The sequence below is a fragment of the Bordetella tumbae genome (genome assembly GCF_054780995.1).
In genome coordinates, this window is record NZ_BAAGVG010000018.1 from 1 (window position 1) to 16,932 (window position 16,932).

A 16,932-nucleotide genomic window follows, 5' to 3' on the forward strand; every position below is an offset into this window, starting at 1 on the left:
TGGTCAACGTGACCAATCGTACCCACGTTCACGTGCGGCTTGGTACGTTCAAACTTGCCTTTTGCCATGGCTGACTCCTGACCTGGATTGAAGCTTCTGACTAAGAAGAGAAGAAAAAATTTGTGGTGCCCATGACGCGGATCGAACGCGTGACCTCTCCCTTACCAAGGGAGTGCTCTACCACTGAGCCACATGGGCAGCTTGGAGCGGGTGAAGGGAATCGAACCCTCGTCGTAAGCTTGGAAGGCTTCTGCTCTACCATTGAGCTACACCCGCGGGCTACCTTTCACCACTCTTCCCACATTTGCTACACCCTGCCACGTGATTAAACACAAACAGCAGGGCTTTACATCAAGAATCCAGGCAGCCCGCCTGGATTCAGAATATGGGTCTCTGGTGGAGGAGATTGGATTCGAACCAATGTAGGCGCAAGGCCAACAGATTTACAGTCTGCCCCCTTTAACCACTCGGGCACCCCTCCAGCGGAGAACTTGAGATTATGGACACTTTTAAATTGAAAGTCAAATACGACGAGGGTTTTTTCGTATATCCGAGGATTTTTTTGCCGCCGAGCCGCCCCAGGACAGAACTGACGTTCTTGGAGAGCAGCAAACCCAAGGCGTAGCGTGGGCTTAAAGCGAGCCTGGGAGCGTCGCGCCCGTGGATGCTCAGTACCGGTCGAAAAACTCTTGCAGCTGGTCCGGATTTGCAGAAATCAACAGGCCCAGCATCAATAAGATACGAGCTTTCTGAGGGCTGAGTTCGCCAGCAGCAATAAAACCTGCGGCATCATCATCGACCTCGACATTGCGCCCCACTCGACCGCTGCCTGCTCGGGTGGCACGGACAACGGCCACGCCTTGAGCGGCAGCGCGCTGTAAGGCGCGCATTGCTACATCGGTCGCATTGCCGTCGCCAACGCCAGCCAACACCAGGCCTTGCGCCTTCGTGGCGAGGAAGTCGATTACATCGCTGCCCATGTCCACGCCCGCATGGACAACGTCGACGCGAGGCCACACCACGGCATTGAGCATTTCAATCGAAAACTCGCTTGCGGTGCCGTACACCGTCTCGTTGCGGGAGAAAAACTGAGCGTACGCACCGCGCATCACCCCCGCCCTGCCCCGATTCGGCGAAGCAAAGGCATTCACCCCCGCACACGCAACCTTTTGAACCTCGCGGGCATAGTGAATGTCCTCGTTCATCACTACCAGCGGACCGCGCCCACGCGCCGCTTCACATCCAGCCAGGGCCACCGCGTGGAACAAATTCGCAGGCCCATCAGCGCCTGGCGCCGTAGCGGGACGCATTGCGCCAACGAGTACCAAGGGTTTGTCGTGCCGAATCACCAGGCTGAGAAAATAGGCGGTTTCCTCCAGCGTATCTGTTCCATGAGTGACGACGATACCGTCAACGGCCGGGTCCTGGCATAGACTTTCGATACGCTGGGCCAGTTTTGCCCAGACGGCGTGGGTCATATTTTGGCTGCCCACGCTGGCAACCTGCTCTGCCTGTATGTCCGCCAACTGGGCCAAGCCAGGTACGGCGTCCAATAATTGCTCTACCGCTAAAGCGCCGGCACGATAGGCATGCGAAGCCGTGTCGGCCTGAGCGCCGGCAATCGTCCCCCCTGTCGCCAATACCGCGATGACCGGCAAACGGCGTTCAGGCATCCAGGACTCCGGACAGCCCTTGACGCTCCAGCAGAGAATTCAGGTGTTCCCAACCGTGAAAATCGATGACGAGTTGGCCTTTTTCACGCGCTCCGACTTTCAGCGCCACGCGCGTACCCAATTGGTCGGAGAGCGCTTCTTCGAGCCGTGTCACATCGCGCGAGGCGCCGTTGCCTTTTTTCCGAGCAGAGACATCGACGTCTTTGGCTGCTTTCGCGACGAGTTTTTCGGCTTCGCGTACGGACAGGCGCTTGGCAATAATGAGGTTGGCCAGTTGAATCTGCATCGCGGCCTCGACCGCCAACAACGCGCGGGCATGCCCCATATCAATGTCGCCGGCCAACAGCATGGTTTGCACCGGCGCGGCCAGGTTCATCAGGCGCAGCAAGTTGCTAGTCGCGGAACGCGAACGGCCGATAGCCGTCGCGGCTTGCTCGTGGGTGAGACCGAATTCATCGAGCAAACGGCGTACGCCGTGGGCTTCTTCGAGCGGGTTGAGGTCTTCGCGCTGAATGTTTTCGATGAGCGCCATTACGGCGGCATTCTCATCGGCGACCTCGCGCACCAGGACCGGGACTTCTTTCAAGCCCGCCAATTGGGCCGCACGAAAACGCCGTTCGCCCGCGATGATTTCGTAATGCCCCGGGTCGTCGCTGAGCGCGCGCACCAGGATCGGTTGCATGATCCCTTGCGCGCGAATGGACTCAGCCAATTCGTTCAACGCGCCTTCATCCATGCGGGTACGCGGTTGATACTTGCCCGCGCGCATTTTGCCAACGAGCAATGTCGTCGGAGGTCCCTCTACCTGCTTGACGACTTCAGTCGTCTTTTTGGCGAAGGTATCGATCGCGGGCCCATCTGCGCCGAGCAGAGCGTCCAGCCCGCGACCCAGACCTTTGGGTTTTTTGGTGGCCATGTCGAAAAATCCTTTTTACAACTTGCTATGCCTGCTGTGGATATCTTGTACGCTGCATAGATGGCGCGAGTTCAAGCATGTCCTTGACGCGCAAACGGGAACAATACGCCCGATCACCACCATCTTGAACGTGTGGATAACCCCAGCACGGCATGATGAGTAGCCATGAAAAGATCAATCCATGGCTTCGACGCGTTTGACCATCTCGGCGCCGAAAGAAATATAAGCTTGAGCGCCACGTGAGGCCTTGTCATACACCACCCCCGGCAAACCATAACTGGGGGCCTCGGCAAGACGTACGTTGCGCGGAATCACCGTAGTGAATACTTTATCCCCAAAATGGGATTCCAGCTGTGCGGAAACTTGTTGTTGTAAAGTCATCCGCGGATCGAACATCACGCGCAGCAAACCGATAAAGCTCAGGTCTTCGTTGATGTTGCGATGCACACGCTTGATGGTATTGACCAAGTCGGAGAGGCCTTCGAGAGCAAAATACTCGCACTGCATCGGAATGATCACGCCATGCGCAGCGGCAAGGCCGTTCAAGGTCAACAAGGACAGAGTCGGCGGACAATCGATCAACACAAAATCATATTGCGACGCGACGGCGCCAATTGCTGCTTTCAACTGCCGCTCGCGAGCCTCCATGTTGACAAGATCGATCTCGGCACCAGACAGCTCGCGGTTAGCGGGCAGCACGTCGTAGCCGCCCGCATCGGAACGCACGCGGGATTGTTCAATCGATGCATCACCGATCAACACATCGTATAGCGTGGATTGCAGCGTGCTCTTGTCGATGCCGCTGCCCATGGTCGCATTGCCTTGTGGATCCAGATCTATCAACAGCACCCGTTTGCCATGTGTGGCCAAGCCCGCGGCCAGGTTGATGGCTGTCGTGGTTTTGCCCACGCCACCCTTTTGGTTGGCGATACAAAACACGCGCGTAGGACGTGTGCTAGACGTTTTGGTGTTCATAGAGTTCCTTGACTACGACGCATCCAGATCAGGCAGCGTTGTGCATCCAGCTGAGGCACCTGCAGCGCCTGGATATGTTCGACGTGCCATTCGCCCTGTTGATGCAAGGCTTGAATTTCATCTTCGGGGACCTTCCCCTTCATGCCAACGAGGGTACCATCGTTGCGCACGTGGCGGCCCGCCAGTGACGCAAAATCGTTAAGAGAAGCAAATGCACGCGAGATGACGATATCGCATTGCGCGGGCTCGAGGGTTTCGACGCGTCCGTGTATGGCGCGTAAATTGGGAAGAGACAACACGCCCGACATCTGACGCACAAACGCCATTTTCTTTTCCACGGCATCCACGCAGCTGACCTGCCATGCAGGCAACATGATCGCTAATACAACGCCAGGCAGGCCGCCGCCCGAACCGATGTCGTACACCGTGGTCGGCACGGCAGGATCGAACGTGCGGGCCAATGGGTTGACGACACTAAGGCTATCGAGCAAATGCTGCACCAGCATTTGTTCGGGGTCGCGAATCGCGGTCAGGTTGTAGGTGCGATTCCAACGCTGCATTTGTGCCAGATACGTCAGCAATTGATCCGTTTGTGCAGCATTAACCGGCAAGCCGAGGCTATCGCAGGCTTGCGTCAGGCGCTGTGCCAAATTGGCCTCAGACGCGGGGCTCATGCGGCTTGTTTGCGCGTGCCGTAATGCAGGCGCTTTAGGTGGATAAGCAATAGTGAGATTGCTGCAGGCGTGACACCGGAAATGCGCGCAGCTTGCCCGATCGTTTCCGGGCGGTGCGTTTTGAGTTTCTGGCGAACTTCGAACGACAGGCTGCTGACAGCGTCGTAATTCATATCCGTCGGGATACGTTGCTGTTCGTGCGACAAGTGCTTTTGCACCTCGTCCTGTTGTCGCGCGATATAGCCCGCGTACTTGACTTGTATTTCGACTTGTTCGGCCAGGATGTCATCGTCTGACACGCCAGGGCCGGCCAACAATGAACCATCGATATTACGGGCCGCCATGAGCGTGGCATAAGACACGGTAGGTCGCTTTAACAAATCTGATAGTGAGTACTCACGTTCAATTGCTTTGCCTAGCAGCGGCTCTGCCGCCTCGGCAGGGAAATTGCGCGGAGTGACCCAGGTAGATTTCAATCGTTCGATTTCTGCGGCTACTGCATCGCGCTTGCGGCTGAATGCATCCCAGCGGACATCATCGACTAAGCCTAATTTGCGGCCGATTTCAGTCAACCGCAGATCTGCGTTGTCTTCGCGCAAACTCAAACGATATTCAGCGCGAGAGGTAAACATGCGATAAGGCTCTGTCACACCTCGCGTCACGAGATCGTCGACCAACACGCCTAAATATGCTTCGTCACGACGAGGCGTCCACTGCTCTCGTTCTAATGATTGCAGTGCCGCATTCGCACCCGCTAATAGACCTTGTGCAGCAGCTTCTTCGTAACCCGTCGTGCCGTTGATTTGCCCTGCAAAATACAGGCCGGCGATGGCTTTGGTTTCCAGCGTTGACTTCAATCCGCGGGGGTCGAAGTAGTCGTACTCGATCGCATAACCGGGACGCAGAATGTGTGCATTTTCCAGCCCGGGCAAGGAATGGATCAAATCCCATTGGACATCAAATGGCAGGCTGGTGGATACGCCATTGGGGTAGACCTCGTGGGTATCCAGGCCCTCGGGCTCCAGGAAAACCTGGTGCGATGCCTTGTCGGCAAAGCGATGGATTTTGTCTTCGATGGATGGACAGTAACGCGGTCCTACCCCCTCGATGACGCCACTGTACATGGGCGAGCGATCGAGTCCCGCACGGATGATGTCGTGCGTACGGGAATTGGTGTGCGTGATCCAGCACGGCAGCTGACGCGGGTGCATGGACGTGTTGCCCAAAAAGGAGAACACGGGAATCGGATCGAGGTCGCCAGGTTGCTCTTCGAGAACGCTGTAGTCGATGGTGCGGCCGTCGATGCGAGGAGGCGTTCCGGTTTTCAACCGTCCTTGGGGGAGCTTCAGTTCTTTTAACCGTTGGCCCAAGGAGATCGCAGGGGGATCACCGGCACGGCCACCGGAGTAGTTTTCCATGCCTACATGAATCAGGCCATTGAGGAACGTACCGGCTGTCAGGACGACGCTGCGGGCGCGGAACTTCAACCCGATCTGGGTGACGGCACCTACGACTCGATCACCCTCGACCATGAGGTCGTCGACGGCCTGTTGGAACAGCCACAGGTTGGGTTGATTTTCTAAGCGATGACGAATGGCTTTGCGGTACAGCACCCGATCGGCTTGCGCTCTGGTTGCGCGTACGGCGGGGCCTTTTGAACCATTCAAAATACGGAACTGAATCCCCGCCTCGTCAGTAGCGATGGCCATCGCTCCGCCCAGAGCATCGACCTCTTTGACCAAGTGTCCTTTGCCTATTCCACCGATCGACGGGTTGCAGGACATTTGACCAAGGGTCTCGATGTTGTGGGTCAACAATAGCGTCTTGGCGCCAATGCGGGCAGCTGCCAACGCAGCCTCGGTGCCGGCATGGCCGCCGCCGACGACTATCACGTCAAATTCGCTGGGGTAATTCATGATGGGGGGATGGGAGAAAGAGCTTGTTGGGCTCCATTATAAAGGGGACCTTGGGGATGTTTCACGTGAAACATGAGGGGAAGTTGCAACGGGTGGCATCTTTTCGGGTTTTAGGCTGTTGGGTGTTGTGTTTCACGTGAAACGTTGAGGGGGCGTCGCTGCTATGGGGCGAATAAGTTCTGTTGGCGGTGAGGTGGGGTACTAGTGAGGGAGGGGCTTCACGTGGTCGGTCGGCCGCCTACGCGTCCGACACCGCTTCGTCAACCTCGTCGCTGCGCTCCTTCGGTTTCCCTCGCTCGACCACGAGGCGCCCCTCCCTCACTAGTACCCCACCTCACCTCACGGAATCTTGGATCGCTGCATTGCTGGGACGACTGTCTTGCTTAGGCTTCGTGGTGAAGCATATTGGCAAAGAGGAAGGTCTTGCAGGGCTGTTATCAGCGGGCGCCTACGGGCGCGCCCACTGATAACAATCGGGAGTCGATTGGTTGAGATATGGGGTGATGGTGAGTTTTGGGGAATGTTTCACGTGGAACATATGGGTCGGAGAGCCGCAGGGGTGTTGGGACAATCGAGGGAAAGGATCTTCTTTGCTATCGATTCTCCATGAACAGCTCTGGGGTCATGATTCAGTCTTCGACACTATCTCGCAGATGCTGGCTCACAGACATAATGTGTACCCTCCGTGCGAGAGATATTTGCAGCGAAACTCGGATGAACTAGGGGTACAGCGCACTCCTCGCAACTCACGCCATCTAGAAATAAGGTAATGTTTCACGTGGAACATAGGTTGGCTATGCCCCGGACCCGGTGGATCCCAAAATGCCCTTAGGTTTTATCGAAGACTCGGCCTTCAAGTGGGGGGCCTCTGTTTCACGTGGAACATTGCCTAGGTCCGGCGAACTTCAAGGCGTAGAGATGAGCTCTATCACGACAAAAATATCGAGTTCTAAGACCTGGTGACTCATATGAGTCATACACAGTGCTCGGTGCCATCGGTATGCCTCTAACGGTACAGTGGGCCAAAACCACATGGCAATCTACGACAGAGCCTAAGTGGGAAGGCAACTTGCCCGTGCCAACAGACACTTGTCAAAAGGATGCCTCCCTCTGGGCCAGCAGATACTGTGGCACTTTTCGCCCAACCCCCAACTAACCAATGAGCTGGATGAAAAATACCTCGCCGTAACTCCCGGATTCACTCGAGACGAGCACCCCGGCAGAGGGACTTATGCCTATATCCGACCCTAAATAAGTCGACAGATCGATTAATACCAGTCCTAGCCGTTACGAAGCGGCGCGCTAATTTCCTATGACCACCGCCAGGCAACGCCTTTCGCAAGGTTACTGAGCGGAATCAAGGAACTCTCCAACGGCTCTAGTGAGCTCATTGAGCTCCTGTTTCACGTGGAACAATGCGCGATAACGGTGATCGAATGTCGCAGTACACCTTCCGTTGGGAAGGAATGTGAACCTTGTCAGCTCTTTGACTCCTTATTGACGCTTCATCCTGACCTCGGATAGCCGACTGTTAACAACGAAAACGGCGCGCTACAGCACATCGAGTAAACGACGATGCGACAGCGACTGATACGCCGCACGACCACAATTAATCTGAGCTAAGCACCCCCGGGGCCAAGCAAGACTCCCATACCCCACATACGAGAGAGACTATCTACGCGCTATCCCCCTCCCAAACGCGCACTGCCGTCACTCCCCAATCCCCTTTCTCGACACCCAATCCCGACCAGGAGCCACTTAAGCTGCACAGAACCGAGTATCAGCCTCGCACAAGCCAGCCCTATCCCTGGCCGAAATACCTCCCTCAAAGCCCTACTCAGCACATGCCTGAGTCTCTAGCCTGGGGCTCTGCCTGGTCCTTGCCCAGTTCCTTGCCCAGTTCCTTGCCCAGTTCCTTGCCCAGTTCCTTGCCCAGCCTTTTTCCCAGCCTTTTGTCTAACCCGTCGTCTAGTCTCTGCCAGCCCCTTACGCACCTCCTTGCTTCGGCCTCTTACCCCGAGCCGCCGCCTTCCTACTCTCCTACCAGAGCTCATCTAATTAGCTGTTCTAGATCCGCACCTCAAAAAAAGCATCATCCCCTGAACTCTCCAATCGCTACGGTTGGGCGCGCCCGTAGGTGCCCAACCGTAGCAACCCTGTAAGACATTCTTCCGTGCCTCACCCTCTCCTACGAAGCCTAAGCAAGACAGTCGTCCCGCCGCTGTGGAAATACGAGATAACGCGAGTTGAGCGGGGGTAGAAGCCGTGTGGGGGCGCCTCGTGAACGAGCGAGGGAAACCGAAGGAGCGCAGCGACGAGGTTGACGAAGCGGTGTCGGACGCGCAGGCGTCCGACCGGCCACGTGAAGCCCCCACACGGCTTCTACCCCCGCTCAACGCCAAAAGAACTCTTATCCACAGCCAGCACCCCCCTTACTCCCCCAGAGCCTGCCAAACCAACCTATCCACACCCTGCCTCCCAAAACCACACTCACCAAACGTTATCCACAAACCCTCCACCCACAAGAAGCCCCCACCACTCACGCCCTGTTTCACCTGAAACTTGCCACCACAACTTGTCCACAAACTCCAACCTCCACGTTCAGCCCGCCTTATCAACCCAGTGGATATCTTTGCGACATCAAAGAATAAAAAAGCCGAGTTGAATAACTCGGCCCCTTATTCGAAAACAACCTCTCATCAAAACACCCGACCCATCGTTCCGGCACTGATAATCACAAATCTATCCACAAATAATCTCGCCCCTTATAAAGCCCAAAACCACACAGAAACCCCCCAAATAACCCCTGGGGATATCTTTGTGAACAACTGAGCTTTCGGCGCCCGAATCCTCGGCACACAAGCACAGAAAATATTGATTCTGATGGAACCTTTCCTGCGAACTCGTCACAGGCTTGCCGCCTTAAGCCTTGAAAAACCACGAAAAAATGCCTGAGCTCGGATAAACAGAATAACAATCAGCCTCGATAGCTTGAGCACTATGGGCCAAGATATCTATATAGTATTTCTGTGCAAAACCCAGGTTTCACGCCACCGAGGCGCCCTCTAGCCCGAAACTCGCCCCACCGCCAGATGCGAGCCTTATCCACAAACTTATTCCCAACATTATCCACAGGGTGACATTTACCCCGTTATCCCTGCCGGTCAGATTGCGAGCGCATCAAGTTCACACATACAAATGCGACAACGCCCCGGAGCCATACAGCCACGGGGCGTTGCAGCCAGGTAGAACCTGGCTCACGGGAAAAGCGGGATTTCCCGAATTAAAGCGGGCGAATTTCGGCCGCTTGAGGTCCTTTCGGACCATCCTTGACTTCGAACTCCACTTCCTGGCCTTCGTTCAGGCTGCGATAACCGCGTCCCTGAATGGCCGAGAAATGTGCGAATACGTCCGTACCGCCGGCGTCCGGCGTAATAAAGCCGAAACCCTTATCGGCGTTGAACCATTTGACTTTGCCCTTCTGAACCATTTGTGTAGCGTCCCGATAATAAAAATGAATGCTAGTGAATCAAGGACGCCGACTAGAAATAGGCTCGTACAACGCTTGAATCAACTGCGAGACTTAGCATACTCACGCATCTTTGACGAAACAAATAGTTGTTTACCCGTATGTCGCATTTTTTCCATATCTGCTTTGAGGCAATATATCGGTCATAAATCGGGACTAATCAAAACCGCATTCTCGAGTTAATGGGATACTTGCCCGTTCGCTTTTTATTTCACCCCTAGCTGCATTATTGCCATGATCCGATCCAAACTGCCTGATGTGGGCACCACCATTTTCACCGTCATGAGCCGTTTGGCTATCGAACATCAAGCCATTAATCTCGGACAGGGTTTTCCTGATTTTGACCCGGATGCCCGTTTATGTGATTTGGTATCGCGTGCCATGGCCGCAGGACATAATCAGTACCCCTATATGCCTGGGGTAGCACCATTGCGCCAGGCCATTGCGGAAAAGACCCTGGCCCTTTATGGTCACCGCTACGATCCGGAAACCGAGATTACCGTCACGAGCGGTGCCACTGAGGCCCTGATGGCCACCGTATTGGCGGCGGTCAACAGCGGTGATGAAGTCGTTGTCATCGAGCCCTGCTATGACTCGTACTTGCCAGCTATCCGTCTGGCCGGCGGCACGGCCGTACCGGTGCCCTTGCGTGCACCAACTGAGGCAGACCCGTATTACCGCATTGACTGGCAACGCGTGCGCGATGCGATCACGTCCCGCACCCGGTTGTTGATGTTGAATTTCCCGCACAACCCCACAGGCGTCGTGCTCGAGGAAAGCGATCTGGATGCCCTCGAGAGCATTGTTCGAGATACCGGTATCTTGCTGCTATCAGACGAAGTCTATGAACACATCGTGTTCGACGGAAAACCGCACGCCAGCCTGGCCACTCGGCCGTTGCTGGCGGAACATGCGTTTGTCATTTCCTCGTTTGGCAAGACCTATCACACCACGGGCTGGAAGATCGGCTATTGCTGCGCCCCGCGTCAACTCAGTGCCGAGTTGCGCAAAGTCCACCAATTCATGGTCTTTACCGTGTCGTCGCCCATGCAGTTTGCATTGGCGGAATTCATGCAGGATCCCAAGCCCTATACCGAACTGCCATCGTTTTACCAAGCCAAACGGGACCGGTTGACCGCCGGGCTGGCCAATACCCGCTTCAGACCTTTGCCCAGCCCCGGGACATTTTTCATGTTGGCCGACTACAGCGAGATCTCCAGGCAATCCGAGGCAGACTTCGCTCGAGATCTGACGGTGCAACACGGCGTCACCGTCATCCCGCTATCTGCCTTTTATCAACATCCCGACGCAGAGGCCTCTAATCACCACCTGGTGCGTTTTTGTTTCGCCAAGAAGGACGCAACCCTAGATCAGGCGATTGAACGCTTAGCGGGCGTTTAAATCGGTTTAGCCGCCATTGGCAAAGTGGCGGATGTGGCGATGGTTATATCGCCGCCCAAAATAAATGGGGTCGGAAGACACAGTGCCTTCCGACCCCATTTTACTTCCCGCGTCAGGCGCTGGCTTGTTCTACCTTGCGGCGCTCACGCAATTTGCGTAGCGACTGCGGAACCACCACCACAGCAATCGCGGCAATCCACAGGCCGATCGACACGGGGCTTTGATACAGCACGGCCACATCGCCGTTCGTGATCGACAACGCACGGCGCAGGTTCTGTTCCATCATGTCGCCGAGGACGACCCCGAGGACCAATGGCGCCATGGGCACGCCGAACTTGCGCAAGAAATAACCAATCGTACCGATACCGACCACCATCAACAGGTCAAACGTACCGGAGTTGATCGCATAGACACCGATGAAGCTGATGCTGAGGATACCTGGCACCATCAGCCAACCAGGTACGGACAGTACCTTGGAGAACACACGAACCATCGGTACGTTCATCACGAACAACAGGACGTTCGCAATGAACAACGAAGCAATCAGGCCCCACACCAGCTCGGGCTTGGTATCGAACAATACCGGGCCCGGCGTGATGTTGTAGAGCGTCAGCGCGCCCATCATGACGGCCGTCGTACCCGATCCCGGAACACCCAGCGTCAACATCGGCACAAAAGAACCAATCGCCGACGCCGTCGCGGCGGATTCCGGTGCAACCAGTCCACGCATATCGCCTTTGCCAAACTTGGCATTGGGATCTTTGCTTTCGATGATGCGTTTTTCCTGGGAGTAAGCCACGGCTGCGGCAACGCTGGCGCCAGCGCCAGGCAATACCCCTACGCCGAACCCTACCAGCGAGCTGCGCACGATGCTCCACCACGTGAACGCCAACTCTTTCAGGTTGAATAGCTTGCGACCGCTGGACTTGACCTCGACGCTGTGTCCGGCCACGACCTTTTCCAGCATCTCCAGCATCTCGGCCACGGCAAACAGCGCGATCACCACCACCACGAAGTCGATACCATCGGCCAGGTGCACCGAATCGAAGGTGTAGCGATACACACCCGAGTTGGAATCCACGCCGATCACTGCAATGCCCAAACCTATCATCGCAGCCAGTACGCCCTTGATGGGTTGTTTACCCAACAGACTCGTCAGGCAGCAGAACGCGAAAACCATCAGCACAAAGTATTCGGCAGGACCAAACGCCAATGCCCACTTGGCCAGCATCGGGGCCAGCAAAATGATGCCCGTCACGGACACGATCGCGCCGACAAACGCCGAACATGCAGACAACGACAATGCGACGTTAGCCAATCCTTGACGCGCCAGTGGATAACCATCCAATGTCGTCATGATGGCGCTGGCTTCGCCAGGCACATTCAACAGAATCGATGTAATACGTCCGCCGTATTCGGCTCCGACATACACCGCGGCCAGCAGGATCAAAGCGGTTTCAGGCGGCAGGTTCATCGCGAATGCAATCGGAATGAGCATGGCCACGCCGTTGATAGGACCCAGGCCTGGCAAGACCCCCACCATCGTGCCGATAAAAGAACCGATCGCCGCAACCAACAGATTTGTCAGCGAAAATGCGACGCCAAAACCAATGGATAAATGATCGACGATGCCGCTCATAGCAGATCTCCCAGCAGACCGGCGGGCAAGACAACATCCAGCGCTCTGTCAAACAAGAAAAAGAAGAAAACGCCCATAATCACGCCGCCGGTCACGCATTTCAGCCACGCGCCGCCAAACAAGCGGCCAACGTAAACCGTCATCAACGCGGTCGCAATGATGAAGCCCAACCACTGAAACAGAAACGCATAAGCCGCCGCGCCCAACACCATCAACGCAATACGCGAATTGGCGCCGGGAGGATTCCCCTCGACGGGGTTGCCGCCCTTGATTGCCAGACGCAGCCCGCACAACCCGATCATCAAGGCGATCAGCATCGGGAAGGCGCGCGGCCCGACAGGCTCGTAAGCGAAAGGTGCTTCGATACCCCAGCCGGCCCATGTCATGAAGGCAGCCAAGAGCAGGGCACAAATGCCCAGAGTTCGATCAGTCATGATCTCTTGTCCTGAAATCGGCGCGCCGGGGTTCACGCGGTGCATGCATGGCGACCAAGGCGGCGCAAAACAGGGCGTCGGATGCTGACGCCCCCAAAAAAGGTCGCCACGCTACGCCCTCGGCTTGCTGCTGCCTCGGGCGCTTGGCGGCAAAACCTACAAATTGCGTTTTACTTTTTGATCAGGCCGAAGCTATCAGCCAGCTCTTGGTATTTTTGTACTTGTTCTTTGACGTAGGCATCGAGCTCAGGCCCCGTCTTTTGGAACGGAAACAAGCCCTGTTGATCGCGCAGCTTGGCGTATTCCGGCGCGGCCATCGTCTTGTTGAAAGCATCGACCCAGAACTGGTAGTCCTTGTCCGAGACTTTCGGACCGACATAGAAGCCACGGATGATGGGCCAGGTAATGTCGTAGCCCTGCTCTTTCGCCGTAGGAACAGTATTGAGTTTGCCAGGCAAACGTTCGTCGTTAAACACCGCCAGCACGCGGATCGGCGCACCGCCTTCGAGCATGGTGAAAGCCTCGGCAGCGTCACCCATGTATGCCTGAATATGGCCGCCGCGCAATGCCGTTACGGCTTCGCCACCGCCTTCGAAGGCAACGAAACGCATTTTGCGGAAATCCACACCCGCGGCTTTGGCTGTCAGGGCGGCTTTCATCCAATCCTGGCTGCCTACCGTACCGCCTGCGCCCAGCACGATCTTGGTCGGATCCTGCTTGAAGGCTTCCATCAGGCTCTTCAGATCTTTGTAGGGGGAGTCATCGCGCACCACGGCCACGCCGTAGTCGGTACCGATGCCTGCCAACCAACGCACGTCATTGACGTTGTACTTGCCGAACTTGCCTTGCGCCAGGTTCAACAGCGAACCGCCCGAGAACGCCACGATGCTGCCAGGCTCGTCAGGATGTTGTGCAACGATGTTGTTGTACGCCACCGCGCCAATGCCGCCGGGCATGTAGACAATCCGCATGGCGGATTTCAGTGCGCCGCTTTGCTTGAGGCCTTCGGTGGCCAAACGGCAGGTCAGGTCAAAGCCGCCGCCAGGCTGAGCGGGAGCAATACATTCGGGCCGACGGGGTTCGTCGGCAGCGTGGGCAGTTGCCATACCCAAAGCCAGGGCACATGCCCCAAATGCTGCGGCCAGGCGGGCTTTCAGAAAGAGTTGCATCTTGCGGTCTCCGTGAATCGCTTTTTAGATGTCATCGTGAGCCGACCATGCCCACAAAACGGGACCATGGCCAACGGATCGCAACCGTACTCAATCCGGCCTTTCCGGAACCTTTCAATTTCCCGCAATTTCGTGCCGCAGTGCAGCATTCGGGAACGAACCTAGGGTAAACACTAATGCCGCACGCAGTCCTGGCTGCGGTTGCCGGTTCTCCAGCACGAATCGGCCACCATGAATTTCCACAATCGTTCCGACGATAGCCAACCCCAAACCGGCCCCAGGCTTGTTTTTGCCGGCGGCACCACGGCGGAAACGTACGCTGGCTTGGGAAATGTCTGCTGATGACATGCCTGGCCCGGAGTCTTCAACGGTCACCCGGGCATAGCGCTCGTCCGCGTAGACCCGTACGGTGACCTGGCTTGCGGGTGCCGTATAGCGGATTGCGTTGTCCACCAGATTGCTGAGGGCTTCACGCAGCAACCAATCAACACCTTGGATGCGAACGGGCAGACTCGAGGCCTCAAGTCCCAGATCAAGGTGGCGTGCTCGTGCAGCGGGCAGCAATGTGCGAATGACGTTCTGGGCGATATCCACCAGGTCGACGTCTTCGGGGACCAAGCCGGCTTCGCTCAGCGACGCATTTTTGGCGCGTGCCAGCGCCAGCATCTGGTTCGTGGTGCGCACCGCTCGATCCAGGCCCTCTTGCATGGCAAGCAGCGCTGTACGTATTTCGGTCGGGTCGGTTTCCCGCAGTGCATAAGCCGTCTGGGTCCGCAAAACGGACAAGGGCGTGCGCAATTGGTGCGAAGCGTCGTCCAGGAACTGCCGCTGGACCCTCGCCTGAGCCGTAAAACGGCTCATGTGCAGATTTACGGCATCGACCAAGGGGGCGACCTCACTTGGGATGTCCGGCGCGTCTACGGGGCTTAAATCGTCTGCTGAGCGCTTTTCCACATCCTGGCGTAACCGCTCGAGAGGACGCACCGCCCGAAAAACGCTCCAGACCACCACCAGCACCACAATCAGTATCACCACGATGTCGCGCTCGAGCGCACGTAATAACGACTGATTCAGAAAATTTTCACGGGTTTCCAGTGATTCGGCAACCTGCACGATGACCCGGCCACCGCGGTTGTTGTACAGCGGGGGATCCATCGGCCGGGCCAAGGCCGCGACACGCAACGATAGGCCTTGGTATTGCGCGTCAAAAAACTGCGGTTGCCCTGAAATCAAGGGCTTGCCCGGCAAAGGCAGGTCCTGGTTGCCGATTTCTGCCAAACCGTCTTCCGTGGCAATGCGGTAATACACGTTGCCGTTGGCAGTGAGCTCGAAAAATTCGAGCATCAAATACGGCTGCTCGAGACTTAGTCCACCGCTGGCTGTGGATATGTTGTGATCGATAGAACGCAGTGCTCCCGCAAGGGCACGGTCATATGCCTGATCCACCTGGTTGCGCAGTTGATAATTTGACAGCCACAAAGCTATCAACATGATGAAAACCAGGGCCGGAATCAGCCACCACAACAACAATGATTTCAGGGTGCGATGGCGAGGCCTAAGTTTCAAGAATCGCCTCCAGGCAGTATCCCATTCCTCTCAGCGTCACAATTTGCACGCCCGTATCGGCGAGTTTTTTTCGCAGCCTGTGTACAAGTACTTCGATGGCTTCCAGGTTGATATCTGAGTCATCTGTCTGAATGCGATCCAGGATTTGCTGTTTGTTGATCGGTTCGCCACTGCGTTGGATAAGTACGCGCAGCACAGCATGTTCACGGGGCGATAACTGTAACGGCTGACCGCGCACGGTAAATCGCTGTGCAGAAGTATCCAGCACCAGATCACCCAGTGCCAGCCGCGGATGTTCCCGCCCACGGCTGCGGCGGATCAACGCGATCAATCGTGCTTCGAGCTCCTCGAGCACAAAGGGCTTGGGCAAAAAATCATCGGCCCCCTCATGCAAGGTATCGACACGTTCGGCCAGAGAGTCGCGTGCAGTCAGTACCAGAACAGGAGTCCGGTCGTCGCGAGCCCGGATTTTCGCCAGCAGGGTATGGCCGTCCATACCGGGCAAGCCCAAATCCAAAATGACTGCATCGAACTCTTCCACAGCCAATCGTCTTTCGGCCACCAGGCCATCGTCAGCCCATTCAACAACAAAACCGGCATGCCGGGCCAGGCTGCGGGATAACCACCGAGCCAATTCGGATTCGTCTTCTATGAGGAGGATACGCATAGCTTATTTTTGCACCGCTTGGGCCTGGTGGGAGTGCATGTTTGTTTTTCTCTTTTCTTTTTCTTTATATAAAGACTAATGATTAATAGAGTCTGTGGATAACTGCATCAACTCAAAAAAGCCATTCTATTTCATGAGCTTGTAGCGGTTTTTGGCTGTGTAGCAGTTCTGTTTAGCGCTGCGGACCAAGTTGAACAACTTTTTGGTCCCGGCCAAAAAAGCCGGTTTGTTCAATTTACGTCCACACGCTGTGCACAGTCCTGCTTTCTAGAGGTTATCCACAGGGCGTTTTTGGGTCGAATGGGCTTCTGTGGATATGGTGTGAATACTTACTTTCACGAATTCTTGGCCACTAAAAAATTCAAGCGCAAGA

General features: G+C 56.0%; 12 protein-coding genes, 3 tRNA genes and 1 pseudogene. 1 reads left to right on the forward strand and 15 read right to left on the reverse strand.

Going from position 1 to position 16,932, the window contains the following annotated elements; translation table 11 throughout:
* The 10 genes and pseudogenes from ACYVI2_RS14850 to ACYVI2_RS14895 form a co-directional block, all read right to left on the reverse strand.
* A pseudogene (locus ACYVI2_RS14850) lies at positions 1–68 on the reverse strand (GTP-binding protein); the annotation flags it as partial.
* Positions 69–123: 55 nt separating this feature from the next.
* Positions 124–198 (reverse strand) — tRNA-Thr (locus ACYVI2_RS14855).
* A 4-nt stretch (positions 199–202) separates the two neighbouring features.
* Positions 203–276: transfer RNA gene (locus ACYVI2_RS14860), tRNA-Gly, on the reverse strand.
* Positions 277–394: 118 nt separating this feature from the next.
* A tRNA-Tyr gene (locus tag ACYVI2_RS14865) sits at positions 395–481 on the reverse strand.
* A 187-nt stretch (positions 482–668) separates the two neighbouring features.
* Positions 669–1,673 (reverse strand): asparaginase, encoded by a 1,005-nt coding sequence (locus ACYVI2_RS14870; RefSeq protein WP_415821033.1) that lies wholly within the window; start codon positions 1,671–1,673, stop codon positions 669–671.
* Positions 1,666–2,589 (reverse strand): ParB/RepB/Spo0J family partition protein, encoded by a 924-nt coding sequence (locus tag ACYVI2_RS14875; RefSeq protein WP_415821032.1) that lies wholly within the window; start codon positions 2,587–2,589, stop codon positions 1,666–1,668. The genes ACYVI2_RS14870 and ACYVI2_RS14875 overlap by 8 nt, the downstream gene beginning before the upstream one ends.
* A 174-nt stretch (positions 2,590–2,763) precedes the next feature.
* Positions 2,764–3,564: a ParA family protein gene (locus tag ACYVI2_RS14880; RefSeq protein ID WP_415821031.1), complete on the reverse strand. Its 801-nt coding sequence runs from the start codon at positions 3,562–3,564 to the stop codon at positions 2,764–2,766.
* Positions 3,561–4,238 carry a 16S rRNA (guanine(527)-N(7))-methyltransferase RsmG gene (rsmG, locus tag ACYVI2_RS14885; protein WP_415821030.1) on the reverse strand — a complete coding sequence of 226 codons (678 nt, stop codon included), beginning with the start codon at positions 4,236–4,238 and terminating at the stop codon, positions 3,561–3,563. The genes ACYVI2_RS14880 and rsmG overlap by 4 nt, the downstream gene beginning before the upstream one ends.
* Positions 4,235–6,154 (reverse strand): tRNA uridine-5-carboxymethylaminomethyl(34) synthesis enzyme MnmG, encoded by a 1,920-nt coding sequence (gene mnmG, locus ACYVI2_RS14890; protein WP_415821029.1) that lies wholly within the window; start codon positions 6,152–6,154, stop codon positions 4,235–4,237. The genes rsmG and mnmG overlap by 4 nt, the downstream gene beginning before the upstream one ends.
* A gap of 3,283 nt (positions 6,155–9,437) precedes the next feature.
* On the reverse strand, positions 9,438–9,644 hold the full coding sequence (locus tag ACYVI2_RS14895) for a cold-shock protein (RefSeq protein WP_094823955.1): 207 nt from the start codon (positions 9,642–9,644) through the stop codon (positions 9,438–9,440).
* A gap of 273 nt (positions 9,645–9,917) precedes the next feature.
* Here ACYVI2_RS14895 and ACYVI2_RS14900 point away from each other — a divergent pair, with 273 nt between their 5' ends.
* A complete protein-coding gene (locus tag ACYVI2_RS14900; RefSeq protein ID WP_415819879.1) occupies positions 9,918–11,084 on the forward strand; it encodes a pyridoxal phosphate-dependent aminotransferase in 1,167 nt (388 codons plus the stop codon).
* 112 nt (positions 11,085–11,196) lie between these two features.
* Here ACYVI2_RS14900 and ACYVI2_RS14905 read toward each other — a convergent pair whose 3' ends face one another.
* From ACYVI2_RS14905 to ACYVI2_RS14925, 5 genes are all read right to left on the reverse strand, one after another.
* Positions 11,197–12,723, reverse strand: coding sequence for a tripartite tricarboxylate transporter permease (locus ACYVI2_RS14905; protein ID WP_415819880.1), 1,527 nt, complete (start codon positions 12,721–12,723; stop codon positions 11,197–11,199).
* Positions 12,720–13,157 (reverse strand): tripartite tricarboxylate transporter TctB family protein, encoded by a 438-nt coding sequence (locus ACYVI2_RS14910; protein ID WP_415819881.1) that lies wholly within the window; start codon positions 13,155–13,157, stop codon positions 12,720–12,722. Before ACYVI2_RS14910 ends, ACYVI2_RS14905 begins: the two co-directional genes overlap by 4 nt.
* A 170-nt stretch (positions 13,158–13,327) precedes the next feature.
* The gene (locus ACYVI2_RS14915) at positions 13,328–14,326 is read right to left on the reverse strand and encodes a Bug family tripartite tricarboxylate transporter substrate binding protein (protein WP_415819882.1); all 999 of its coding nucleotides are present in this window, start codon (positions 14,324–14,326) and stop codon (positions 13,328–13,330) included.
* Between the two features lie 114 nt (positions 14,327–14,440).
* Positions 14,441–15,856, reverse strand: coding sequence for a sensor histidine kinase (locus ACYVI2_RS14920; RefSeq protein ID WP_415819927.1), 1,416 nt, complete (start codon positions 15,854–15,856; stop codon positions 14,441–14,443).
* Between the two features lie 25 nt (positions 15,857–15,881).
* Complete coding sequence (locus ACYVI2_RS14925; RefSeq protein WP_415808232.1) at positions 15,882–16,559, reverse strand: response regulator; 678 nt, start codon at positions 16,557–16,559, stop codon at positions 15,882–15,884.
* Positions 16,560–16,932 lie beyond the last annotated feature (373 nt).

Coding starts and splice junctions, on each gene's coding strand:
- rsmG (WP_415821030.1), bottom strand. CDS start 4,238: ATGAGCCCCGCGTCTGAGGCCAATTTGGCACAGCGCCTGACGCAAGCC.
- ACYVI2_RS14910 (WP_415819881.1), bottom strand. CDS start 13,157: ATGACTGATCGAACTCTGGGCATTTGTGCCCTGCTCTTGGCTGCCTTC.
- ACYVI2_RS14915 (WP_415819882.1), bottom strand. CDS start 14,326: ATGCAACTCTTTCTGAAAGCCCGCCTGGCCGCAGCATTTGGGGCATGT.
- ACYVI2_RS14905 (WP_415819880.1), bottom strand. CDS start 12,723: ATGAGCGGCATCGTCGATCATTTATCCATTGGTTTTGGCGTCGCATTT.
- mnmG (WP_415821029.1), bottom strand. CDS start 6,154: ATGAATTACCCCAGCGAATTTGACGTGATAGTCGTCGGCGGCGGCCAT.
- ACYVI2_RS14870 (WP_415821033.1), bottom strand. CDS start 1,673: ATGCCTGAACGCCGTTTGCCGGTCATCGCGGTATTGGCGACAGGGGGG.
- ACYVI2_RS14925 (WP_415808232.1), bottom strand. CDS start 16,559: ATGCGTATCCTCCTCATAGAAGACGAATCCGAATTGGCTCGGTGGTTA.
- ACYVI2_RS14880 (WP_415821031.1), bottom strand. CDS start 3,564: ATGAACACCAAAACGTCTAGCACACGTCCTACGCGCGTGTTTTGTATC.
- ACYVI2_RS14900 (WP_415819879.1), top strand. CDS start 9,918: ATGATCCGATCCAAACTGCCTGATGTGGGCACCACCATTTTCACCGTC.
- ACYVI2_RS14895 (WP_094823955.1), bottom strand. CDS start 9,644: ATGGTTCAGAAGGGCAAAGTCAAATGGTTCAACGCCGATAAGGGTTTC.
- ACYVI2_RS14875 (WP_415821032.1), bottom strand. CDS start 2,589: ATGGCCACCAAAAAACCCAAAGGTCTGGGTCGCGGGCTGGACGCTCTG.